The following is a 19,669-nucleotide window of genomic DNA, read 5'->3' as shown; positions in this document are numbered from 1 at the left end:
GGTTTTTTTCAGTATAGCGACTTAGACAACGTTCTACGGTTTGATGGGACTCAGAAGCAGTATTGATGCTAATGGAGCCCTGAATAACTTTCACGAACTCAAATAACTAGCAGGTTGCCCTAAATCATTAATTAGATGGTATACCGCTCAATTCCACTTGACTCGAGAATATTGTAACCATCCCTGTTTTATTGGGATGGTCAGTTAGAGTTTTTAGCTTGTCGTGAAATTAGAGCAACGTTGCGATACTTAAAGTTATCAATTATCGATTGAATCGGTAATTGACAACTTGGAATTGCGTAAAACTAAGCGACAACAAGCATCTGCCAGCTGTGTAACTAACTATGAAGGGTTACGGGTTTGATCATGGATGCTGAATCCAATCAAACCGAAAAACGTAACCCTGTCATAGATGAATATAATCAGTGAATACTAAGCAGAGAGTTCTTTTCTAAGGATTTCTACACCAGCACTTAATGCGTTCAGCTTGCCCGATGCTACCTGGCGAGATAAAGGTGCCATGCCACAGTTGGTACAAGGATAGAGTTTATCTGCATCGACATACTTCAGCGCTTCTCTTAGGGTGTTGGCAACGTCTTCTGGAGTTTCGATGCTATTGCTCGCTACATCAATCGCTCCGACCATCACTTTTTTACCTCGAATCAGTTCGAGTAGTTCCATTGGCACATGAGAGTTGTGACATTCTAGTGAGATGATATCGATATTAGACTTTTGCAGTTTAGGAAACACTTCTTCATATTGTCTCCATTCAGTGCCCAACGTCTTTTTCCAGTCGGTATTGGCTTTGATGCCGTAGCCATAGCAAATATGCACGGCTGTTTCGCATTTTAGCCCTTCAATTGCTCTTTCTAACGTTGCGATTCCCCAGTCATTGACCTCGTCAAAAAAGACATTAAATGCCGGCTCATCGAATTGGATAATATCAACACCTGCAGCTTCTAACTCTTTGGCTTCCTGGTTCAGAATTTTGGCAAATTCCCAGGCTAGTTTTTCACGACTTTTGTAGTGATCATCATAAAGTGTATCGATCATGGTCATAGGGCCAGGTAGTGCCCATTTAATAGGTTTGTTGGTTTGCTGACGTAAAAATTTGGCATCTTCAACAAAAACAGGTTTTTGGCGAGAAACCGCACCAACAACCGTTGGGACACTTGCATCATAACGATCACGAATTTTAACGGTTTTACGGTTCTCAAAATCCACACCGTTTAGATGCTCAATAAATGTCGTCACAAAATGCTGGCGTGTTTGTTCACCATCACTAACGATATCAATACCCGCCTGTTGCTGTTCTTGTAATGCTACTCTTAATGCATCGTGTTTTCCGTCAATGAGTTCCTGGCCTTCCAATTTCCAAGGTGACCAGAGTACTTCCGGTTGTGCAAGCCATGTGGGCTTAGGTAAGCTGCCCGCAGTTGAGGTAGGGAATAGTTTTTTCATAGTATAAGCCGTTGTATATTTCGTTAATTATTAAGCGTAATTAGCAGACCATTGCTCAAGAACGGTTTGGTATGGTTTGATGAAGTGGTCTTCAGCAAATTTGCCCTGCACAATTGCCAATTGGCTGCGTTCTTCACGGTCATAAATAATTTGTGTCAGTGAATGATCTTGGTTCTTCAAATTGGGTTGATAGGATTTACCCGCCGTAGTATGCGCATTATAAATTTCAGGTCGGTAAATCTTTTGAAATGTTTCCATTGTGCTTATCGTGCTTATAAGCTCAAGGTTAGTGTAGTCATTGAGCAAATCACCAAAGAAATAGAAAGCGAAAGGCGCCACACTATTTTCTGGCATAAAATACCGAACCTGTAATCCCATTTTTTTGAAATACTGCTCGGTCAATGAAGATTCATTTGGCTGGTATTCAAAACCCAGCACCGGATGCTGATTGTCAGTGCGATGATAGATTTTGCTATCTGAAACACTGAGACAAATAACGGGTGGCTTACTAAAATTTTCTTTATAAGCTTCTGAGTTTACAAAAGACTTAAAGATTTTTCCGTGTAGATCACCAAAATTATCCGGGATACTGAATTTAGGTTGATTCTTATTATGATCGAGCAGTAACACACTAAAATCATAATCACGAACATAAGAAGAAAAGTTATTTCCTACGATACCTTCAATCCGTTGGTTAGTTTTATGATCAACAATATTTGTTTTTAATACTTCAATCGACGGGAAAGTCTGACCACTACCATCAAGGTTGATATCAGCAGAGATGATTTCAAGCTCGACAGAATAGCGGTCTCCGGTCGGATTATCCCAATTCGCCAATGAATTAAAACGATCATCAACCATTTTTAAAGCATTACGTAAATTAGCTTGACGATGTTCTCCCCGCGCTAAATTAGCAAAGTTGGTGGTTAAACGCGTGTTGTCTGAAGGATGATAATTTTCATCAAGACAGATGCTCTTAATGGTAAATGTGAAGTCTTTATTCATGGTACTTTCTATCCAACTTTTGAGGTAAAACCCAAGTTAATACCGAGCGATTTCACTCAGGCTTTCTTTAATTATTTATTAAATAACCTAACTGACTTTTAACTTAAGTATGTTTTATAGTTATTTCCTGAGTGTTTTTATAACCAGATGGCTACGTGAATAACAATGTTTTTACGTAATGTGCTGCATGAGAAATATTCATGATCTGTTTGAATTGAACATAAAACCTAGAAGTTGACTTTCCGTTTAATGCGTATTCATCCTAGATAAACTGTGCATTCGCTAAAGAACTTCTAAATGGTCTTTAACCAGAAATGGGTTCTGTAGATTAGGTTACTGGGCTGCGCGATAAACGTACTGTCAATCTCTGAGTTGAATTTATGTCAGAAGGCACCTTGAGCTCCTCTTATCGATTTCTTCCTCTCAATGCCCGATGCTAAATATTGCCAATGTAATCGTGTGGTAGGCTATCATCGATTCATTGTGGTCATTATTCGTTCTCGCTGGGGACTGCTTCTAAATCCACAGGTTGAATAAGGGTTCCCAGACTGTTTTCCAGATCGATCAGTGGCTGTTGGCTAATAACGATAATACTGCGGTTAGGTCTATCCAATTCCACAATCAATGTCAGAACTAAAGAAAAGGCTAAAGCAAATGGGATAGCAGCTATTAACGCCCGGCCTTGGTGTTGTGTGCCTACCTGAATTCCGTTCAGTGAAATGGTCAAGAAGGTTAGTATTCCTAACGTGATCCATATACTGACAGGTATGCGACCTCGCATGCCTTTATTCACGCGTTCTGAGTGAATGTCTATCAACTCATTCAGTGAGTCGATGTAGAGCATTATCATCGCTGGTGGCGTCGTTTCATGAGCCGCGACGGCTTGTTGCCACAAAGCAACGTGTATTTGTTCACTACGTTGGATAGCTTGCAGGATATAGTCTTGATTTTCTGATTTATTTTTTACAATTCGCAGTGACACGTATTCACGTAATAACTCACGGCTTCGACTTCGGTAAGGTTCTGATAGAAGTGAAGTCCGCAATACCGTTGTGCCGATGATATTAGATTCTGTTAAAACTATTTGTTTGCGATCTGCAGATTTGACCGCCGCCATACTGAATGTGATTGCTAATATAAAGGCAAGCAGACTGGCTAATCCCGTTGCCATAGGGCCAATTGACTGATGAAAGGTTTCGTCGGAGAGTTTTCGCGCTGTACGATAGCCAATTTCAAAAATTAGGCAGATCAAAACAAAGATAACGAGAAGTACGAGGAATATTGACAACGAATCAATGTAAGAAGACAGCGACATATACCCTCCGAAGAAATTATTTTTTTATAAGTATGGAACTGATTTCTTCGCTTTGTTTGACCTTTTTTAAGTTATCTGTTGCAACAAAAATTGTCGTAAATTTCCCGTCTTCTATTTTAATTACTTCATATTGATTAAAAACTTATCGTCGATATGCTGTCTTGATAGTTAATAGCGGAATGGCAATAAGAGCAAGCCGGATAGGATAACTTGAATGAAATTTCAGCAACGCCATGCTTTCAAAGCCGTTAACGAATTAAGAACAGTAACAGCCGCAGAGAATAGTTTGTACCTGACTCACCCAGCCGCGAGTAAACTGATTGCGGCAATGGAGCATAGGGTAGGACTGCAGCTTTTTGAAAGAATCAAAGGCCGATTAATACCTACGGCTCAAGGAAAAGTGTTTTACTTTGAAGTTGTGAAAGCCTTTAATACATTAGCTGCTACGAAATACTCTGATATGTCTGACGCAAATGTTATGGGGTATCCCACATTACGTCGCATTGAGTATCTATCGCAGACTTTAATAATTCTATTAGTGGAAAGGCGCGGCGATTCAGACTTACTGCCTGTTCAGCTAGCGCTTCCTCTTCATCATCTTCGACATCTCTAGTGGCAGAGGTGTCTTTTTGAGCCGCTACACTTTCTGTCGCGAGTGACGATGTTAATTTAGAAAGTGCCTCAGGGAGATCTGTGGCAAGAATAGCACCGGGTACTGTGCCACTATGACCCATCATTTTTATCATTTGCAACCCAATGTCACCGAACATTGTGACATTAGCATAGCTTTTGCAGCGAAATGTAATAAGCATGTACAGCTCCTGTTTTCACTTGAATCTTTTGAAAAGAATAACACTTTTACCCAAAGAAAAGTCAGATGTGACTCCTGTTCTGGCATTACCCAGATCAGGAGTCACGAAGTCGTATCGAAGATAAACTCTAAATAATAGTCGGTTTATTCACTCTCTATTATCGGGTTTGTATCCTAAATGATGAGTTTTAGATAGTACTTTTGTTAAGGGGCAGAGGTAGTGTTACTGTCATCTGCTTCTCGTAGTACTTTTTCAAGTACTTGATTATCAATGATGAACAGCCACCTGCCACGAAATGGCGTCATGTAGATGGCGTTTGTTGTCAGTGATTGCGTTTTTTTACGTTGAACCCAGACGGTATAACCTGGCTCAGTGCTTAAAAATGCGTCCCTCTCTTGCTTGGAGGCGGGCACTAAGTTCAGAGGCTTCTCTAATCTGCCTGCAAAGCCGAAGGTGTTGTGGTATTTACCGACGTAAGAAACATTATATCCTTGGGATTGAAGTTGGTGGATCTGGCGGCCAGTATCGGTTACGTCATAGACATTATTCAGCACAGGGGACAAACTCGCCATTAACGCTGACAAACTCAATACTAGTGCGCCGATGTGAAGAACAAGACGCTCGACAGGAAGCGTTTTTCTCCAAAGAAGTAATCCGAGTAACAGAGCGGGTAGCAGCCCCCAACTTAGATAAACGTCATTAATTTCTGTGCTGCGAAACGCTTTTTCGATCCACAGTGGTGCACTGAAGATTGCAGCAGTAATCAGAGCCACTATTGCAATGACAACCGGCTCAGTTTTGAACTTCTCTGTATTGACCCTGTTGGCGATCCAAAGTGCGGCAAAAGGAAAAGCGGGCAACAAGTAGTGAATCTGCTTCCCACTGAAACAACTGAATATCCCAACCACAAACACAAACAGGGAAAAACAGAATGTATCTCGTCGGTCCGTTAGTTTCCAAGGGCGGCTGCGCCAGAAACTAATCAGAAACAGCCAAGGAAAGAGCAATGCTGGTAATAGTACTAAGTACCAGTAAAAAGGACGTGCATGTGCAAAAGAGTCCTGTACCCTTCCTGCAGATTGCCCCCAGAAAATCGCTTTCGCATACTCTTCACCGCCAGAAAATGCCGCAGGTATCGCCCATAGCAAAATGATGCCGATAGCAACGCCCAGTGTCTTAAAAACGGCTTTGAAATAAGTAACATTGATGGGGAAGCGTGCGGGGTGCCAAAGACGGGCTAAAAGTAGGAATGGAATAAAATAGACAAAAACCACGGGACCTTTAGTCAGCATCCCAAATCCGAGGCATAGCCCGCTCAGTAAAGGCAATATTGGGCGGTTGGATTCTGTAGATTGCCAAAAGTACAGCACGGCAAGCTGAATGAATACTGCAAGCAGTAAATCAAACATGATCATGCCAGAATACAGAAACCAGCCGAGAAAACTGATCAATACAAGGGGAGATAACCATTTCACTTTTGGCGAGTCAGGATATATTTTTTCTGCTAGCTTCCCGACTAAATAGAGGTTTAGCATAGAAAATACAGGGACGACAAGGCGTGTCACCGTATCGGACGTACCAAACATAGACCAGACAACGCTGAAAAGCCAAAACATAAACGGTGGCTTGTGATCGTATGGTAATCCGTTCAGGTGTGGTACCAACCAGTCGTTATTGAGCCACATTTCCCACGCGACAGATACATAGCGGGTTTCGTCTATGGGGAAGATTGGCCGAAACCAGACGTTCACGGCAATGAAGAATAGCGCTAGGAATACTGCCAACGCGGTATATTGAAATTGTGAAGAGCCGGATAAAGGTTGTTTCCTATCTTTCATTGGTGTCCTTACCTACTACTAGTGCTTAAAAGTAGTTCATTAATCCTATTTATGACATCATTCATATGAATGATGAATGCGAGCCAGATCTTTAAAGTTATTGGTATTGTTACATTTTTTACACATAGCTAGAATATCAATATCTTTGACGATAGGAAGTAATTTCTTTCAGAGTTTAAGTTTAATCCAGAGGATTTTCACACTACGAACTAAGCCTTATAAAAGTAATATAGATTGTACTTATGAGTTAGGCTCGAATTCTTCCCCAAATCGGCTGCCTGAAATTCTATACGGTCAGATGTCGAATTTTAGTTGAATTCGATTTCAGATTTATTTAGATGCTCGTTTCTTAGGTTGAATTCTCAGTGAGTACTTCTGTTCATTGCTCGTATCTTCTCTATGAAGGCGGACTATTCATGTTGCTTTTCAGTCTTGGCAAGGTGAAGGTGGCCTTAAACCTGTTGTTCATAGTTATGTGGAAGTCGAGCGTGTGAACGGCATGCTCTGGAGTAACTTGAACTAGCGAAAGGCGGTTTAGAAGCGTTAGTGCATTGATCCAAATCAAAGTGCCATATCGCCTTTCGCGTGTAATCTGAACTCCCCTTAGCGCTAGCCATTTGGTCTATTAGTGCCATTTTGTCCATAGTGAAATGCTGAAACCTCTCTTTATCTTCTAATTTTAAACATCAATAATAATCCCAACAAAACGAGATAGGCATCTATCAATATTAATTAATACAAGAAAGGGTTTTATTATGAAAAAGTTATTCGTACTAACTGCTGGTATTTTTATGGCTTCATCCGTATTTGCTTCAAATATTACACTGAATCAACAAACACATATGGATGCAGGTACTTACCAAAGTAGAGAGCAAGCATTAAACGCAGGATTTGATTTATCAGACTCATTAAATTCAATGTCTAAATCAGAATTACGACGTGAACTTGGTTTATTTAGCTACACTAACGTAAATAATATCAACATCGATGATAGTCAAGTTGTTATTAAAGAAGTGGCGTATGCCCGTGACAATATACAATACCGAGCAATTCTAAATGTGGACTATCATTTCAACGCAATGAGACCACATGACTAAGTATGTATTCCCTAGAAATAAAAACACCTAAAAAAATAGTTTTGAATAAATTGGGGATATGAGATTTGTCCCCAATATTAAGTGTAAGCACATTCGATGTTGACGTAAATTGAGTATTTATAAATGTAACAATCAATTTATTTAATTTACGTCATATAGCTTTCCCATATAGGTGGATTACCAATAGTATTTTCTACCGTTTCAATAAATAGCTTTACAAGAGGCGGCTGGTTTCGGTGTGGGTACAGTGCATACAGCCCACCTGTGTATGAGATTTTATAGTCAGGTAATAACCGAATTAACTGCATCTCATCCATATGTTTTGTGAGCATCAATTGACCAACAATGGCGTAGCCTAAACCTGATTGTGCTCCATCCATTAGCAACTCCACTTCATTGACGTGATAGCGACCTTGAGCCGTAATGGTAACGGTATGCTCTTCTCCGTCTCTCATTGACGTCAACTGCACTTTGTTCATCTGATAAGTACCGTTGGAATAAATAACAGCTGGTAAGGCTGCCAGATCTTCAGGAGTCTCTGGATAGCCGTATTCAGACACAAACTCTTTTGATGCAAGTAAAAGTAACTGATGATTCGCGAGCTTTTTTGCAACCAGATTGGAGTCTACAGGGTCACCAACTCTAAAAACCAAATCATAACGTTCTCCAATGAGATCAACCTTTCGATCGTTAAGAACGATTTCAACACTGACTTCTGGATATTTTTTCAGAAAAGCAACAATACAGTCTTTCAGGTATTTCCGACCAAATAGCGATGTGCTGGAAATTCTAAGGTTACCTCTAGGTGTATCACCGAATGTATCTGCTAGTTGACGGGTTTTGTCTAAAGCATCCCTGACTTGCTGTGCTTGTTTTACTATTACTTCACCGGCAGGAGTCAGTGATAGTGATCGTGTTGAGCGGTTAAGCAGCCTTAGGCCAAGGGAATCCTCTAGTTTTCTTATCTGTTTAGATAGCACCGAGCGGTCAATGCCACGCGCATCTGCAGCCTGTGCGAATGAGCCCTGCTTAGAAACTTCGAGTAGTAGATCCAATCTACTTGCAAGATCCATGTGTATACCTACGTGATTACCTGATCGTTCAATATGATAGATATTATCAATATTTAATTTAGCGTTACAATAAAATTATAGCGCCTAAAAATGGGATAAAGTGTGGCGTTTATGATCCGGAAGTTTCAACCAAATGATTGATTAACTATTGGTATATTTTAAAAGGAAATGGATTAAATCTACGATAATTAAGTGTTGATTATTTGTAGGTGATAGAAAATGAGCTATTTATTTTCTTATTTTTAAGTCAGTAAATAAAAAATAAATAGTGTTAATCAATAAATGGCTCGTTTTCGATTGTATGATAGATTCCGATTATATAATCCTGAAAATATAAAAAGGCGGACTGAAAATCAGTCCGCATTAGGGGAGTCAAGCCCATTTAAACGATCGCAGTTATTATCGTTGAATTTCGGATAACTTAATAACCTAGCCCCTAAAACCTTGATTAGTATATGAAGAGTTACTCTCGATTAAATTAAGAGCTAAACTCTCCATGTGGGTCAATAACGAATTTCTTCGCTGCACCACCATCAAAATCGGCATAACCTTGTGGTGCTTGATCAAGCGAAATCATTTGTACGTTTACCGCATCAGCGATTTTTACTTTATCAAACAAAATAGATTGCATCAGGCCACGGTGATATTTCATCACAGGGCATTGGCCAGTATGGAATGAATGAGATTTCGCCCAGCCAAGACCAAAGCGCATGCTCAGTGCACCTTGTTTCGCCGCTTCGTCTTTCGCACCCGGATCATCCGTAACGTATAGGCCAGGAATACCGATTGAACCACCAGCGCGAGTCACCTGCATTGCTGAGTTCAGTACAGTGGCTGGTGCTTCTTGAGTATGACCACCACAGCCACATCCATGCGCTTCGAAACCAACACAGTCAACAAAACAGTCAACTTCGCGGTCGTTCAGAATGGCTTCTATTTTGTCTTCCATGCTGCCGTCTTCGCGCAGGTCAATGGTTTCACAGCCAAAACTACGAGCTTGTGCCAAGCGTTCTGGAATCATATCACCAACGATGACACACGCTGCTCCAAGTAACTGGGCTGATACTGCTGCTGCCAGACCAACTGGACCTGCACCCGCAATATATACTGTTGAACCTGGACCCACTCCCGCAGTTACACAGCCGTGGAAGCCTGTTGGGAAAATGTCAGACAGTAAGGTTAAATCCTGAATTTTTTCTCGTGCTTGATCAGGATCTGGGAATTTAAGTAAGTTGAAGTCCGCATATGGCACCATAACGTATTCAGACTGACCGCCAACCCATCCACCCATGTCAACATAGCCGTACGCCGCACCAGGACGGGCTGGGTTTACATTCAGACAGATTCCTGTCATGCCGGATTTACAGTTTCTGCAACGACCACAAGCAATGTTAAACGGTACAGAAACGATATCACCGACATCAACAAATTCGACATCGCGTCCTTTTTCTAGAATTATCCCGGTGATTTCGTGGCCCAGGACTAAGCCTTCTTCTGCGGTCGTGCGTCCACGCACCATGTGTTGGTCACTACCACAGATATTTGTAGTTAGTACTTTAAGGATCACGCCGTGTTCACACTTACGATTGCCCAGTGCTAGCTCCGGATAAGGGATCGACTCGACAGCAACTTTGCCCGGGCCTTTGTAGACAACGGCACGGTTTGATTTTTCGTAGGACATAAGGTCTCCTTGTTGAGGCGTATTATAGTTCTAGTGGTTCCTTTACCAGTGAAATCCGTTAACGATGACTACAGCTTTTAATTATCCTATTTATCAAACCATTAAGGCGACTGGCGACTTAAGCCCATGGTGAAAACAGCATCTCAGCTCATGTTAGTTAAGATTTATTGGTGCTTTTGTTTGACTTTCATGTCGGAGAATAGCGCTCACGCAATGCACACATATGTCGCATTGCGCCGCATTTTGGTGCGTTTACGACGCGATTGGGATAAGAAAATTCATGCTGAGACCAAGCTCACAAGTGTGTAATAAAGTGATAGAACAAGGTCAAAATTGGCTAAACAGGCACATTAATTGTTTGATTTGGTATGTACAACAATCGAGATTATTAATCTGGTGAGCTAAATTTTGGATAAAATGACCCGCTGATTTGAGCAAAAATCGATTAAGGATTTGTAGGTGAGAACGAATTTAAGATGAATATAGAACACTTAAAACTATTCGTTCGTTTAGCGTCCAGTCAGAGCATTAGCAAGGCGGGGCATGAACTCGGTTTATCTCCAGCGGTGGCCAGTGCACATATCAACAAGCTAGAAGATAGTTTGGGCGTTCGTTTAGTTCATCGAACCACACGGAAGGTAGCCCTTACGCAGGAGGGGCAGGCGTTTTTACCCTATGCGGAGGAAGTATTAGCCTCGGTAGAAGCCGCCAGAGGGGCTGTAGGGGCTGGGCATTACAATCCAACGGGAACACTACGAGTGACCGCGCCAGCATCGTTTGGTCGGATGCATTTGATTCCCGCCTTAAAAGGTTTTATGTCTCAGTACCCTGAAATTACTGTGGATTTTCGATTTTCCGATTCGATTATTGACATGGTTGAAGGCGGATTTGATGTCGCAATACGTGTTGCGGAGCTTAAAGATTCGGCTCTTGTGGCAAGGAAGTTGGCTTCCGACCGGAGAATTGTCGTTGCTTCTCCAGAATATCTTGAGAAATTTGGCACGCCTGAACGTCCCCAAAACCTAGTTAATCATGAATGTATTAACCTGATGGGAATGGAGAACTGGGTATTTAAAACATGTAACGGTCCATTGAGTATTCGCACGACTGGTCGTTTTAGAACGGATAATGGTGATGCTATGCGTGATGCGACTATCGATGGGCTTGGTATCTCTATCAACTCAATATGGAGCGTTTATCAGCAGTTGGATCGCGGTGAATTAGTCGAAATTTTGCAAGATTATCCACTGGCTGCGGATGCAAGCATCTGGGCTGTTTACCCAAGCTCACGTTTGATTGCGCCGAAAGTGAGGGCGTTTATCGATTATTTTGCTGAATACTATGGTCACCCAACGTATTGGGAAGTAAATCTAGCGTAGAGCGGATAGCAATAAAACGTCTCACTCATCACGAGTTGAGAGTGGGGGAATCTATTTTCAATGAAATCTATAAAGTGATTTAAAGGTTGTAGGTATTATCAACTTTTCAATATGGCTGTAATATGGCGTCATTGGTGAAGCTCTTCTAGTTGTCATGCTAAGCTCCGCTTCTATATAGTTGTATTTAAAAAGGATATGAAAATGTCTCATCAAGTAATCAAAGATTTGAATCGTCGTTATACTACAAAGAAATATGATGCGGAGAAACGCATCTCTCAAGAGGACATGGCAATCATCAAAGAGGCGATTCGTCTATCTGCATCATCTATTAATTCTCAGCCTTGGAAGTTTATCGTCATTGAGAGTGATGAAGCTAAAGAGCGTTTCCACAATACGTTTGAGAACATGCACCAATTTAATCAGCCTCATGCTAAAGAAGCGTCACACACGATTCTTTTGGCATACGATCCTAAATTTACCAAAGAAAAATATGCAAAACGTGTTGATGCAGAAGTGACATCAGGTCATTTACCTGCGGATATGTACGACAGATTTATGGGTGCATACGCTTTCGCACAAGCGAATACGGATCAAGCAGGTTATAACGGTAACTGGACTAAAGCTCAGGTGTATTTGGCACTTGGTAATTTATTGCACACACTCGCAAGACTAGGCATTGATTCGACTCCGATGGAAGGTGTCGATGCTGCTCTAATTGGTGAAGAGTTCAAAGAAGAACTGGATGGCCATGTGTGTGAAGTTGCTTTGGCGATTGGTTATCACAAAGATGACGAAGACTACAACTATGGCTTGCCAAAAGCGCGTTTGGCTTTAGATGACGTAATCACGACGTTGTAATTTCCCCTATTACCTGCCAGCAGTAAGACAACTCAGCACTTTTCATACGAATTAGTTTCGCTATTATAGCGAGACTAATTTTGTCATTTTTGCAATAAACGGAATTGAGATGCTGACACGATCCGATGATCTCGAAATACTGGTAAATGTCATAGACAGTGGCAGTTTTTCACAAGCCGCTGAAGTGTTAGGTATTCAAGTTGCCAAAGTCTCCCGCTCAGTGAGCCGAGTAGAAAAGCAACTGGGAATAACCATCTTAAATCGAACGACTCGTCGCTTAGAGTTAACGGAAGAAGGTGAGCGATTTGTAGATTCGGTTCGCTCTGGTTTACAGCATCTTCGTCAGGCCGAAGAAGACTTGGTCGTTAGCCGAGAATTGCCGCGGGGAAAGCTTCGGGTTGATGCCGCCAGTCCGTTTATGTTGAATCAACTGGTTCCTATTGCCCAAGAATTCAGGAATACCTATCCCGATATTGAGCTAGAGTTGTCTTCCAACGAAGGTTACGTCGATCTGCTGGAAAAGCGCACGGATGTGGCCATCCGTATCGGTAAGCTGTCGGATTCCTCTCTGCATTCTTCATTCTTAGGTAAGAGTGTTTTGTTTGTTGTCGCATCTCCCGATTATCTCGCCAGAAGAGGCTTTCCTTTTACACCTGAAGATCTCAGCCAGCACGACATCATCGGCTTTACCTCTCCCAGAGCTTTGAATGTATGGCCAGTACAAGGTGTTGATTATATTGAACCCACAATCGCCTGTAGCAGTGGTGAGACGGTTCGTCAGCTCGTTTTGTCCGGTAATGGTATCAGTTGTTTATCTGGGTATATGGTAAAGAAAGACATTGCTTCAGGGCGCTTAGTTGCACTTTTGGACACATATACAAAAGAATCGTCTGACCGAGAAATGATCCATGCGGTGTATTACAAATCCTCTCATGTTGCTCGTCGGATATCAGCGTTCATAGATTTTATTAAACCCCGGCTTACGCTCTAATAACTGCCTGCTTTGAACTTGTTATTTTTGCAAAAATTGCAAAAATGTTTTGTCCTTTCGTTTCTTAATCGGTCTATGGTTCACTGCTAGAATCCTCGGCATAAACGAGTATTCACAGATTAGTTGAGGAACTTATGACTGACGCATTATTTCAACCCCTTAAAGTAGGTCGTTTTCAGTTGTCTAACCGCATTGCTATGCCTCCGATGACTCGTTCGAGGGCAACCCAACCCAATGATGCGGCAAATGAGTTGATGGCGAAATACTATGCTCAGCGTGCCAGCGCTGGTCTGATAGTGGGCGAAGGCACCCAAATTGCTCCAAACGGAAAGGGGTATGCGTGGACGCCAGGTATCTACAGTGAAGAACAAATTGCTGGCTGGAAAAAGGTGACTGATGCCGTGCATGCTGAGGGCGGAGTCATTTTTGCTCAATTATGGCATGTTGGCCGCGTTACTCATCCGGACAATATTCATGGTGAGCAACCTATTTCTGCATCCGCAATTCGTGCAGAAGGTGTAAAGGTCTTTATTGATAATGGTACTGACGCTCCTGGATTTGTGGATACTGCTGAACCAAGAGAGATGACACTGGATGATATCCGACATGTTTTGGACCTCTATCATCAAGCTGCTAAGAATGCGTTGTTGGCCGGGTTTGATGGTATCGAGCTCCATGCGGCAAATGGATATCTTGTTAACCAGTTCATTGATTCTGAATCGAATAATCGCACCGATCAGTATGGTGGCAGCTTAGCAAATCGCCTGCGTTTTCTTGATGAAGTCGTAACCGAGTTGTGTGAAGCGATTGGCTCTGATCGCGTTGGCGTGCGACTCGCTCCGTTAACAACGTTGAACGGTACGGTTGATGCGAATCCAGAAGAAACCTATGTGGCCGCCGCGAAGTTACTGAATCAGCACAATATTGCTTATTTGCACATAGCGGAAGCTGACTGGGAAGACGCACCATTAATGCCAGTCACGTTCAAACAGGAACTGCGTAATGCTTTCTCTGGAGCGCTTATTTACGCTGGTAAATATAACGTTGAAAAAGCGGTTCAAGCGCTGGATTCAGGCTTGGCTGATATGATTGGTTTCGGTCGTCCATTTGTATCAAATCCTGATCTCCCGGCTCGAATTAAAAATGGTCAGCCGTGGGCGAATCATGATCCTGATACGTTATTTGGTGGCGGCGAGAAAGGGCTGACCGATTATCCGGTCTACTCGGCTTAAAATATTTAGTAAGTGTTTTCAAAAGACTAGCGGCAATTACCAAAGAGTAGTTGGCGATTTAAGTGTAAAGTGCTCTGTTCCGAGATGAAACATAATAGTTTTATCTCGGGTTTATGCCGCTAAGCCTCATTAAAAGATACTAGTTTACTAGCACTCGTAGAAATCGAATCGATGTGTCATAAATAAGCGCTAAACAGCAACAGCAGTTTGATTGTACTGTTTGGCCGCTTTTGTATTTCGAATGAGTCGGATACTACCGCTATCGTCTATAAGTATGCTTTCACTGCTGATGGTTTTATCGGTTATTTCTATGCCAGATAGGATATGCCCATCAGTAATTCCCGTTGCACAAAACAGAATTTCATGGGCAGAAATAAGTTCATTTAGTGAGTAAACCTTACCTGGTGTCGCTCCTGATGCCTCACATTGCTGTTGTTCGGCAACATCATAAGCTAAGTTTTGATCACTTTTTCCTTTCACTTCGCTACGAAGTAACAATCTGCCTTGCATGTCTCCGCCTAGAGCTTTAACGGCAGCGGCTGAAATGATGCCTTCTGGCGCACCACCTATACAATACATAACATCGAACGGAGCACTAGGTAAGCACGTTTGCAAGCTAGCGATAATATCACCATCAGGATATTCGAATACCTGCACACTATGTTCTCGTAGCTCTTTAATTAAGTCTTGATGGCGTGGCTTCGAAAGTGTCACGACACGAAGTTGGTTTAATGGCTTATATAGAGCCTGCGCGATGTCTCGAAGATTGGTCATGAGTGGACGCTCTAAATCGATAGATCCTTTTGCTTTAGCGCTCACTACGAGCTTTTCCATATACATGTCGGGCGCAGCCAGTATTTGACCTTTTGGTGCGGCGGCAAGAACGGCGATCGCATTATTTTGCCCAGTTGCAACCATTCTAGTTCCATCTATTGGATCAACCGCAATGTCGATAGCTTCACCTCCTTTTCCTAGTTGCTCGCCAATATAAAGCATCGGTGCATGGTCGATTTGTCCCTCGCCGATGACTACACGTCCATTTATGCTCATTTGATTAAGTGTTGAACGCATAGCATCAACAGCGGCAGCATCTGCAATTTCTTTTCGTCCTTGCCCCAAGTGTTTGAAGCTAGAAAGTGCGGCAGATTCTGTCACTTTCACAAATGCATAGGAAAGTCTCTCATCCATGTTTTCGTCCTTTTGATTAAATTCAATCATCGTGACTATATTTAGTCACTTTGTTCTTGTCTGTTAACTTGATCAAAAGTCCGATTTTTAATCGTTTTTAACCTTTTAGTAGAGTGTTTATTCAATAAAAGAGCGTTTTATCCGATTTGTGTGCGTTAAATCAACTTTCAAGACGTTCACTGTTGAATAAAAAGTAAATGGGATTATTGTGATTAAAAATGATTGAATGATTATAAAAAATCAATTTGAAGTGGCAAGGTTCAACGATAGTTGATTTGAATATGATGATATAGGTATCTAGGAAATGGCAGGTACGATGTTAACTAACGGAAAAGAATTGGCGTATTACGGTGATGACTTTACTGGTTCTACTGATGTTTTGGAGAGCTTAAGCCTAAAAGGTAAAAAGACAGTGCTATGGTTGCGCATACCTACGCCTTCAGAGCTTGCCGAATTCGAAGACTATTCTTGTGTCGGACTTGCTGGTGTTAGCCGAAGTAAAGACCCCGTTTGGATGAAGACTGAGCTTCCGGCTGTGTTTGAGTTTCTGAAGTCCGTGGAGCCAAAGTATGTGCACTACAAAGTGTGCTCGACCTTTGACTCGAACGTTGCGAAAGGCAATATCTCGACAGCATTAAAAGTTGGGGTTGAGGTGATTAAACCTGCTTGGACATCAATTGTTGTCGGTACACCAAAGATAAAACGTTATGTCTGCTTTGGTGAGCTGTTTGCCGATTATAAAGGTGAAGTATTTCCGATTGACCGTCACCCGGTGATGAGCTGTCATCCGGCAACACCAATGACACAATCGAATTTGATCAAACATATGCAAGCTCTGGGCAGTGATGATTGTGTTTCTTTCAATCTAGCGATGTACAGCGCGAAAGCTCCTCAATCGTTGCTATCTACCTACATTAATGCACAGAAAGTGGTGATATTCGATAGTTACGATGAGGCATCACTGGCACAAGCCGGTACATTGATTCGTGAAAATAGCGATGATGGTATGCACTTCACTGTCTCGTCTTCAGGATTTGAAGATGCCATCTACTGTGATTCAAACAGAGTCGAAAGCAGCGGATTTGCAAGTAAAAGCAAGATGCTCGCGTTATCTGGCAGTTGTTCATTGATCACCAGTGCGCAGATTAGCTACGCGATTGAGCATGGGTTTGCGCCAATCAAGCTAGAAGTCGCCCGACTTCTGGATGAGACAACTCGTCGTTCTTACTTGTGCGAAATTATTGAGCGTTGTACAGAGTTGCTCGCTGATAACATCTCACCTTTGGTCTATTCAGCGCTGGGACCAAGCGAAGAGACACTTGCTTTTGTGCAAGGCAGTGATTGCCAATCATTTGATCAAATTCTAGGTCAGTTCCTTGGGAACATTGCGGCGAAAGTCGCGGATAGCGGTTTGATTGACAGGCTTGCTGTCGCTGGTGGAGATACATCTGGCTACTGCTTACAAAGCTTGGATGTCGACGCTCTGACTTTTGTCGCTCCATTATTTCCAGGCGTTCCATTGTGTCGCACGCACTCAAAGCAACCCAATTTCAATGGATTGGAAGTGGCGCTTAAAGGTGGGCAAATGGGTGGTGACGACTTTTTTGTAAAATTACTTTTGGGTGAGGAATAATCATGGATAGATTTGAAGTTACATATCGAGTGAGTAGTGATTTAAACCTCGAAAAAATAGCAGAGAAAATTTGTAACGATCAAACCACTGGTACGTTTACTAAAATTCCAGAAGTTTCCAAAGAAGCATTTATTAACTTTTGTGCGGATATTGTCAGCATCAAGCAAAAGTTCGACGGTTGTCAGTATGAAGGTGAGATTATTATCTCTTACCCTATTGATCTCTCGGGATATGATCTATCAGCTATTTTTACTATTGCTTGTGGTGGTGTTTCTTCAATCAAACCAATTAAAAGCTTGATGATTGAAGATATCTACTTTTCCCCTTTATTTATTAGTCAATTTCGTGGACCGAAGTTTGGGATCGAAGGTACTTACTCCAAACTGGGTATAAGCAGAGGTCCGGTTGTTGGCGGAATATTAAAACCAAATATCGGTATAACGCCGTTCGATAGCGCTAAATTGGTAAAGCAATTGTTAGAAGCGGATATCGATTTCATCAAAGATGATGAGAAGCTACAAAGTCCTCCTTATTCTCACGTGAAAAAACGAATTGATTCGATCATGCCTGTTATTGATGAATGGCAACAAAAATCAGGCAAGAAGGTGATTTACGCATTCAATATTTGTCACTCCGACATTGGTGAAATTGAGCGGAACCATGATTACTTAATCAAAAATGGTGGCGATGCAGCGGTTATTAACGTCAACCAAATCGGTATTTGTGGATTGGATTCTCTCAATAAGTTCAGTGATGTTATTTTGCATGCCCACACCAATGGCTTGGCATTTCATGAGCGGAGCGAATGGGGTATCTCATTTCGAGTTTGGCAAAAAGTGTGGCGTTTACTCGGTATCGATCATCTACAGATTAATGGTATCGACGGTAAATACTGGCAAGACAACGACTCAGTGATTCAAGCATACAACGACATGATACTTCCATTGGGTGAGACTAAAGCAGCATTACCAGTGTTCTGTTCTGGTCAGTGGGGCGGCCAAGTTCCTGAGACATACTTACGAACTGACAAATCAACAGACTTAATGTATTTGGGCGGTGGGGGGATCCATGGCCACCCAATGGGCGCCCAAGGTGGGGTTAAAGCAATCAGGCAAGCATGGGATTCCTGTTTAATTAACAAAAGCTTACAAGACTATGCTGAAACTCATGAAGAGTTGGCTCAAGCATTGGCTTATTTTTCAAATAGCGGTAAATAAAACGGAGTATTTATGACAACAATATCGTTGATCGGTGCAGGTGGCAAAATGGGTATGCGCCTGTCAAAAAACCTTAAAGCATCTGATTACAAAGTTAATCACGTGGAAATTAGTGAAGCGGGTCGTCTGCGCTTAAAAGAAATATTGGATATAGACGCCATTGGTCCTCAAGATCAAAATGCAGCCTTGCAGCAATCAGATGTCGTAATTCTAGCTGTCCCTGATACGTTAATCGGCAATATCGCTGCACAAGTTTGTGAGCAGTTAAAATCCGGAACCATGGTGGTAATCCTTGACGCCGCAGCGCCTTTCGCTGGGCATCTGCCTGAGCGTGAAGATCTGGTTTATTTCATTACTCATCCGTGCCATCCAGTGATCTTTAATAAAGAGTTGAACGAACAAGCTCTCAATGACCATTTTGGTGGTCTACATGCTAAGCAGAGTGTTGTTTCTACCTTGCTTCAAGGGCCTGACTCTGCGTGGGACTTGGGTGAAGATATTGCTAAAACTATCTATGCGCCAATCAAAGATTCGTACCGAGTGACCTTACATCAAATGGCGATGCTAGAACCTGGTCTGTCCGAAACAGTGTGTGCAACGCTACTGACTGCAATGCGTCAAGCCATGGACGAGGTTGTTGAAGCGGGTGTGCCATACGACTGTGCACGTGACTTTTTACTTGGCCATATGAACATTTTGGCTGCCGTTATCTTTGATGAAATCGAAGGTCAGTTCTCTGACGCCTGTAATAAAGCCATCGACAATGGTTTGGAAAAACTTCTTCATCCAGACTGGAAAAAAGTATTCAACAAGGACGAGCTTGCACACAGTATTCAGCTAATTACCTAATAAATGATAACAACTACTACAAAAGACGTGAAACAAGGAT

The 19,669-nt window shown here is 42.1% G+C and carries 16 protein-coding genes and 1 pseudogene; 9 read left to right on the top strand and 8 right to left on the bottom strand.

The window, feature by feature from the left end; genetic code table 11:
• Positions 1-432: 432 nt before the first annotated feature.
• The 3 genes from WJM94_RS07355 to WJM94_RS07345 all read right to left on the bottom strand — a co-directional run bounded on the left by WJM94_RS07355 (position 433) and on the right by WJM94_RS07345 (position 3,781).
• Positions 433-1,461, bottom strand: coding sequence for a methionine synthase (locus WJM94_RS07355; RefSeq protein WP_444493597.1), 1,029 nt, complete (start codon positions 1,459-1,461; stop codon positions 433-435).
• 30 nt (positions 1,462-1,491) lie between these two features.
• On the bottom strand, positions 1,492-2,466 hold the full coding sequence (locus WJM94_RS07350; protein ID WP_444493596.1) for a DUF1852 domain-containing protein: 975 nt from the start codon (positions 2,464-2,466) through the stop codon (positions 1,492-1,494).
• A gap of 490 nt (positions 2,467-2,956) precedes the next feature.
• Positions 2,957-3,781: a bestrophin-like domain gene (locus WJM94_RS07345; protein WP_444493595.1), complete on the bottom strand. Its 825-nt coding sequence runs from the start codon at positions 3,779-3,781 to the stop codon at positions 2,957-2,959.
• Positions 3,782-3,995: 214 nt separating this feature from the next.
• Here WJM94_RS07345 and WJM94_RS07340 point away from each other — a divergent pair.
• Positions 3,996-4,169: pseudogene (locus tag WJM94_RS07340) on the top strand (helix-turn-helix domain-containing protein); the annotation flags it as partial.
• Between the two features lie 88 nt (positions 4,170-4,257).
• Here the strand turns inward: WJM94_RS07340 and WJM94_RS07335 are convergent.
• The gene (locus tag WJM94_RS07335; protein ID WP_444493594.1) at positions 4,258-4,593 is read right to left on the bottom strand and encodes a DUF1840 domain-containing protein; all 336 of its coding nucleotides are present in this window, start codon (positions 4,591-4,593) and stop codon (positions 4,258-4,260) included.
• A gap of 203 nt (positions 4,594-4,796) precedes the next feature.
• Complete coding sequence (locus tag WJM94_RS07330) at positions 4,797-6,431, bottom strand: glycosyltransferase family 39 protein (RefSeq protein WP_444493593.1); 1,635 nt, start codon at positions 6,429-6,431, stop codon at positions 4,797-4,799.
• A gap of 755 nt (positions 6,432-7,186) precedes the next feature.
• On the opposite strand from WJM94_RS07330, the gene WJM94_RS07325 reads away from it, so the two are divergent.
• Positions 7,187-7,528, top strand: coding sequence for a DUF3316 domain-containing protein (locus WJM94_RS07325; RefSeq protein WP_444493592.1), 342 nt, complete (start codon positions 7,187-7,189; stop codon positions 7,526-7,528).
• Positions 7,529-7,674: 146 nt separating this feature from the next.
• On the opposite strand, the gene WJM94_RS07320 is transcribed toward WJM94_RS07325, so the two are convergent.
• Together WJM94_RS07320 and fdhA are read right to left on the bottom strand one after the other, a co-directional pair.
• A complete protein-coding gene (locus WJM94_RS07320; protein ID WP_444493591.1) occupies positions 7,675-8,601 on the bottom strand; it encodes a LysR family transcriptional regulator in 927 nt (308 codons plus the stop codon).
• 478 nt (positions 8,602-9,079) lie between these two features.
• Positions 9,080-10,282: a formaldehyde dehydrogenase, glutathione-independent gene (gene fdhA / locus WJM94_RS07315; protein WP_444493590.1), complete on the bottom strand. Its 1,203-nt coding sequence runs from the start codon at positions 10,280-10,282 to the stop codon at positions 9,080-9,082.
• A gap of 476 nt (positions 10,283-10,758) precedes the next feature.
• On the opposite strand from fdhA, the gene WJM94_RS07310 reads away from it, so the two are divergent.
• The 4 genes from WJM94_RS07310 to WJM94_RS07295 all read left to right on the top strand — a co-directional run bounded on the left by WJM94_RS07310 (position 10,759) and on the right by WJM94_RS07295 (position 14,742).
• Positions 10,759-11,661: a LysR family transcriptional regulator gene (locus tag WJM94_RS07310; protein ID WP_444493589.1), complete on the top strand. Its 903-nt coding sequence runs from the start codon at positions 10,759-10,761 to the stop codon at positions 11,659-11,661.
• 201 nt (positions 11,662-11,862) lie between these two features.
• Positions 11,863-12,519: a nitroreductase family protein gene (locus WJM94_RS07305; RefSeq protein WP_444493588.1), complete on the top strand. Its 657-nt coding sequence runs from the start codon at positions 11,863-11,865 to the stop codon at positions 12,517-12,519.
• Positions 12,520-12,628: 109 nt separating this feature from the next.
• Positions 12,629-13,510 (top strand): LysR substrate-binding domain-containing protein, encoded by an 882-nt coding sequence (locus tag WJM94_RS07300; RefSeq protein WP_444493587.1) that lies wholly within the window; start codon positions 12,629-12,631, stop codon positions 13,508-13,510.
• Positions 13,511-13,644: 134 nt separating this feature from the next.
• The gene (locus WJM94_RS07295; RefSeq protein ID WP_444493586.1) at positions 13,645-14,742 is read left to right on the top strand and encodes an alkene reductase; all 1,098 of its coding nucleotides are present in this window, start codon (positions 13,645-13,647) and stop codon (positions 14,740-14,742) included.
• 189 nt (positions 14,743-14,931) lie between these two features.
• On the opposite strand, the gene glpX is transcribed toward WJM94_RS07295, so the two are convergent.
• Positions 14,932-15,930 carry a class II fructose-bisphosphatase gene (gene glpX / locus WJM94_RS07290; RefSeq protein WP_444493585.1) on the bottom strand — a complete coding sequence of 333 codons (999 nt, stop codon included), beginning with the start codon at positions 15,928-15,930 and terminating at the stop codon, positions 14,932-14,934.
• Positions 15,931-16,234: 304 nt separating this feature from the next.
• Between glpX and WJM94_RS07285 the strand changes: the two genes are divergently transcribed.
• From WJM94_RS07285 to WJM94_RS07275, 3 genes are read left to right on the top strand one after another with little or no spacing between them, the layout of a single operon-like run.
• Positions 16,235-17,563 (top strand): four-carbon acid sugar kinase family protein, encoded by a 1,329-nt coding sequence (locus WJM94_RS07285; RefSeq protein WP_444493584.1) that lies wholly within the window; start codon positions 16,235-16,237, stop codon positions 17,561-17,563.
• Between the two features lie 2 nt (positions 17,564-17,565).
• Entirely contained in the window at positions 17,566-18,780 is a 1,215-nt protein-coding gene (locus WJM94_RS07280; protein WP_444493583.1) for a RuBisCO large subunit C-terminal-like domain-containing protein, read from the top strand.
• A gap of 12 nt (positions 18,781-18,792) precedes the next feature.
• On the top strand, positions 18,793-19,629 hold the full coding sequence (locus WJM94_RS07275; protein ID WP_444493582.1) for a phosphogluconate dehydrogenase C-terminal domain-containing protein: 837 nt from the start codon (positions 18,793-18,795) through the stop codon (positions 19,627-19,629).
• Positions 19,630-19,669 lie beyond the last annotated feature (40 nt).

Origin of the sequence: Vibrio sp. YIC-376 (assembly GCF_052353105.1) — a bacterium.
Classification (GTDB): domain Bacteria; phylum Pseudomonadota; class Gammaproteobacteria; order Enterobacterales; family Vibrionaceae; genus Vibrio.
The sequence above is the reverse complement of the archived record's forward strand: the minus strand, read 5'-3'. Positions and strand labels throughout refer to the sequence as shown.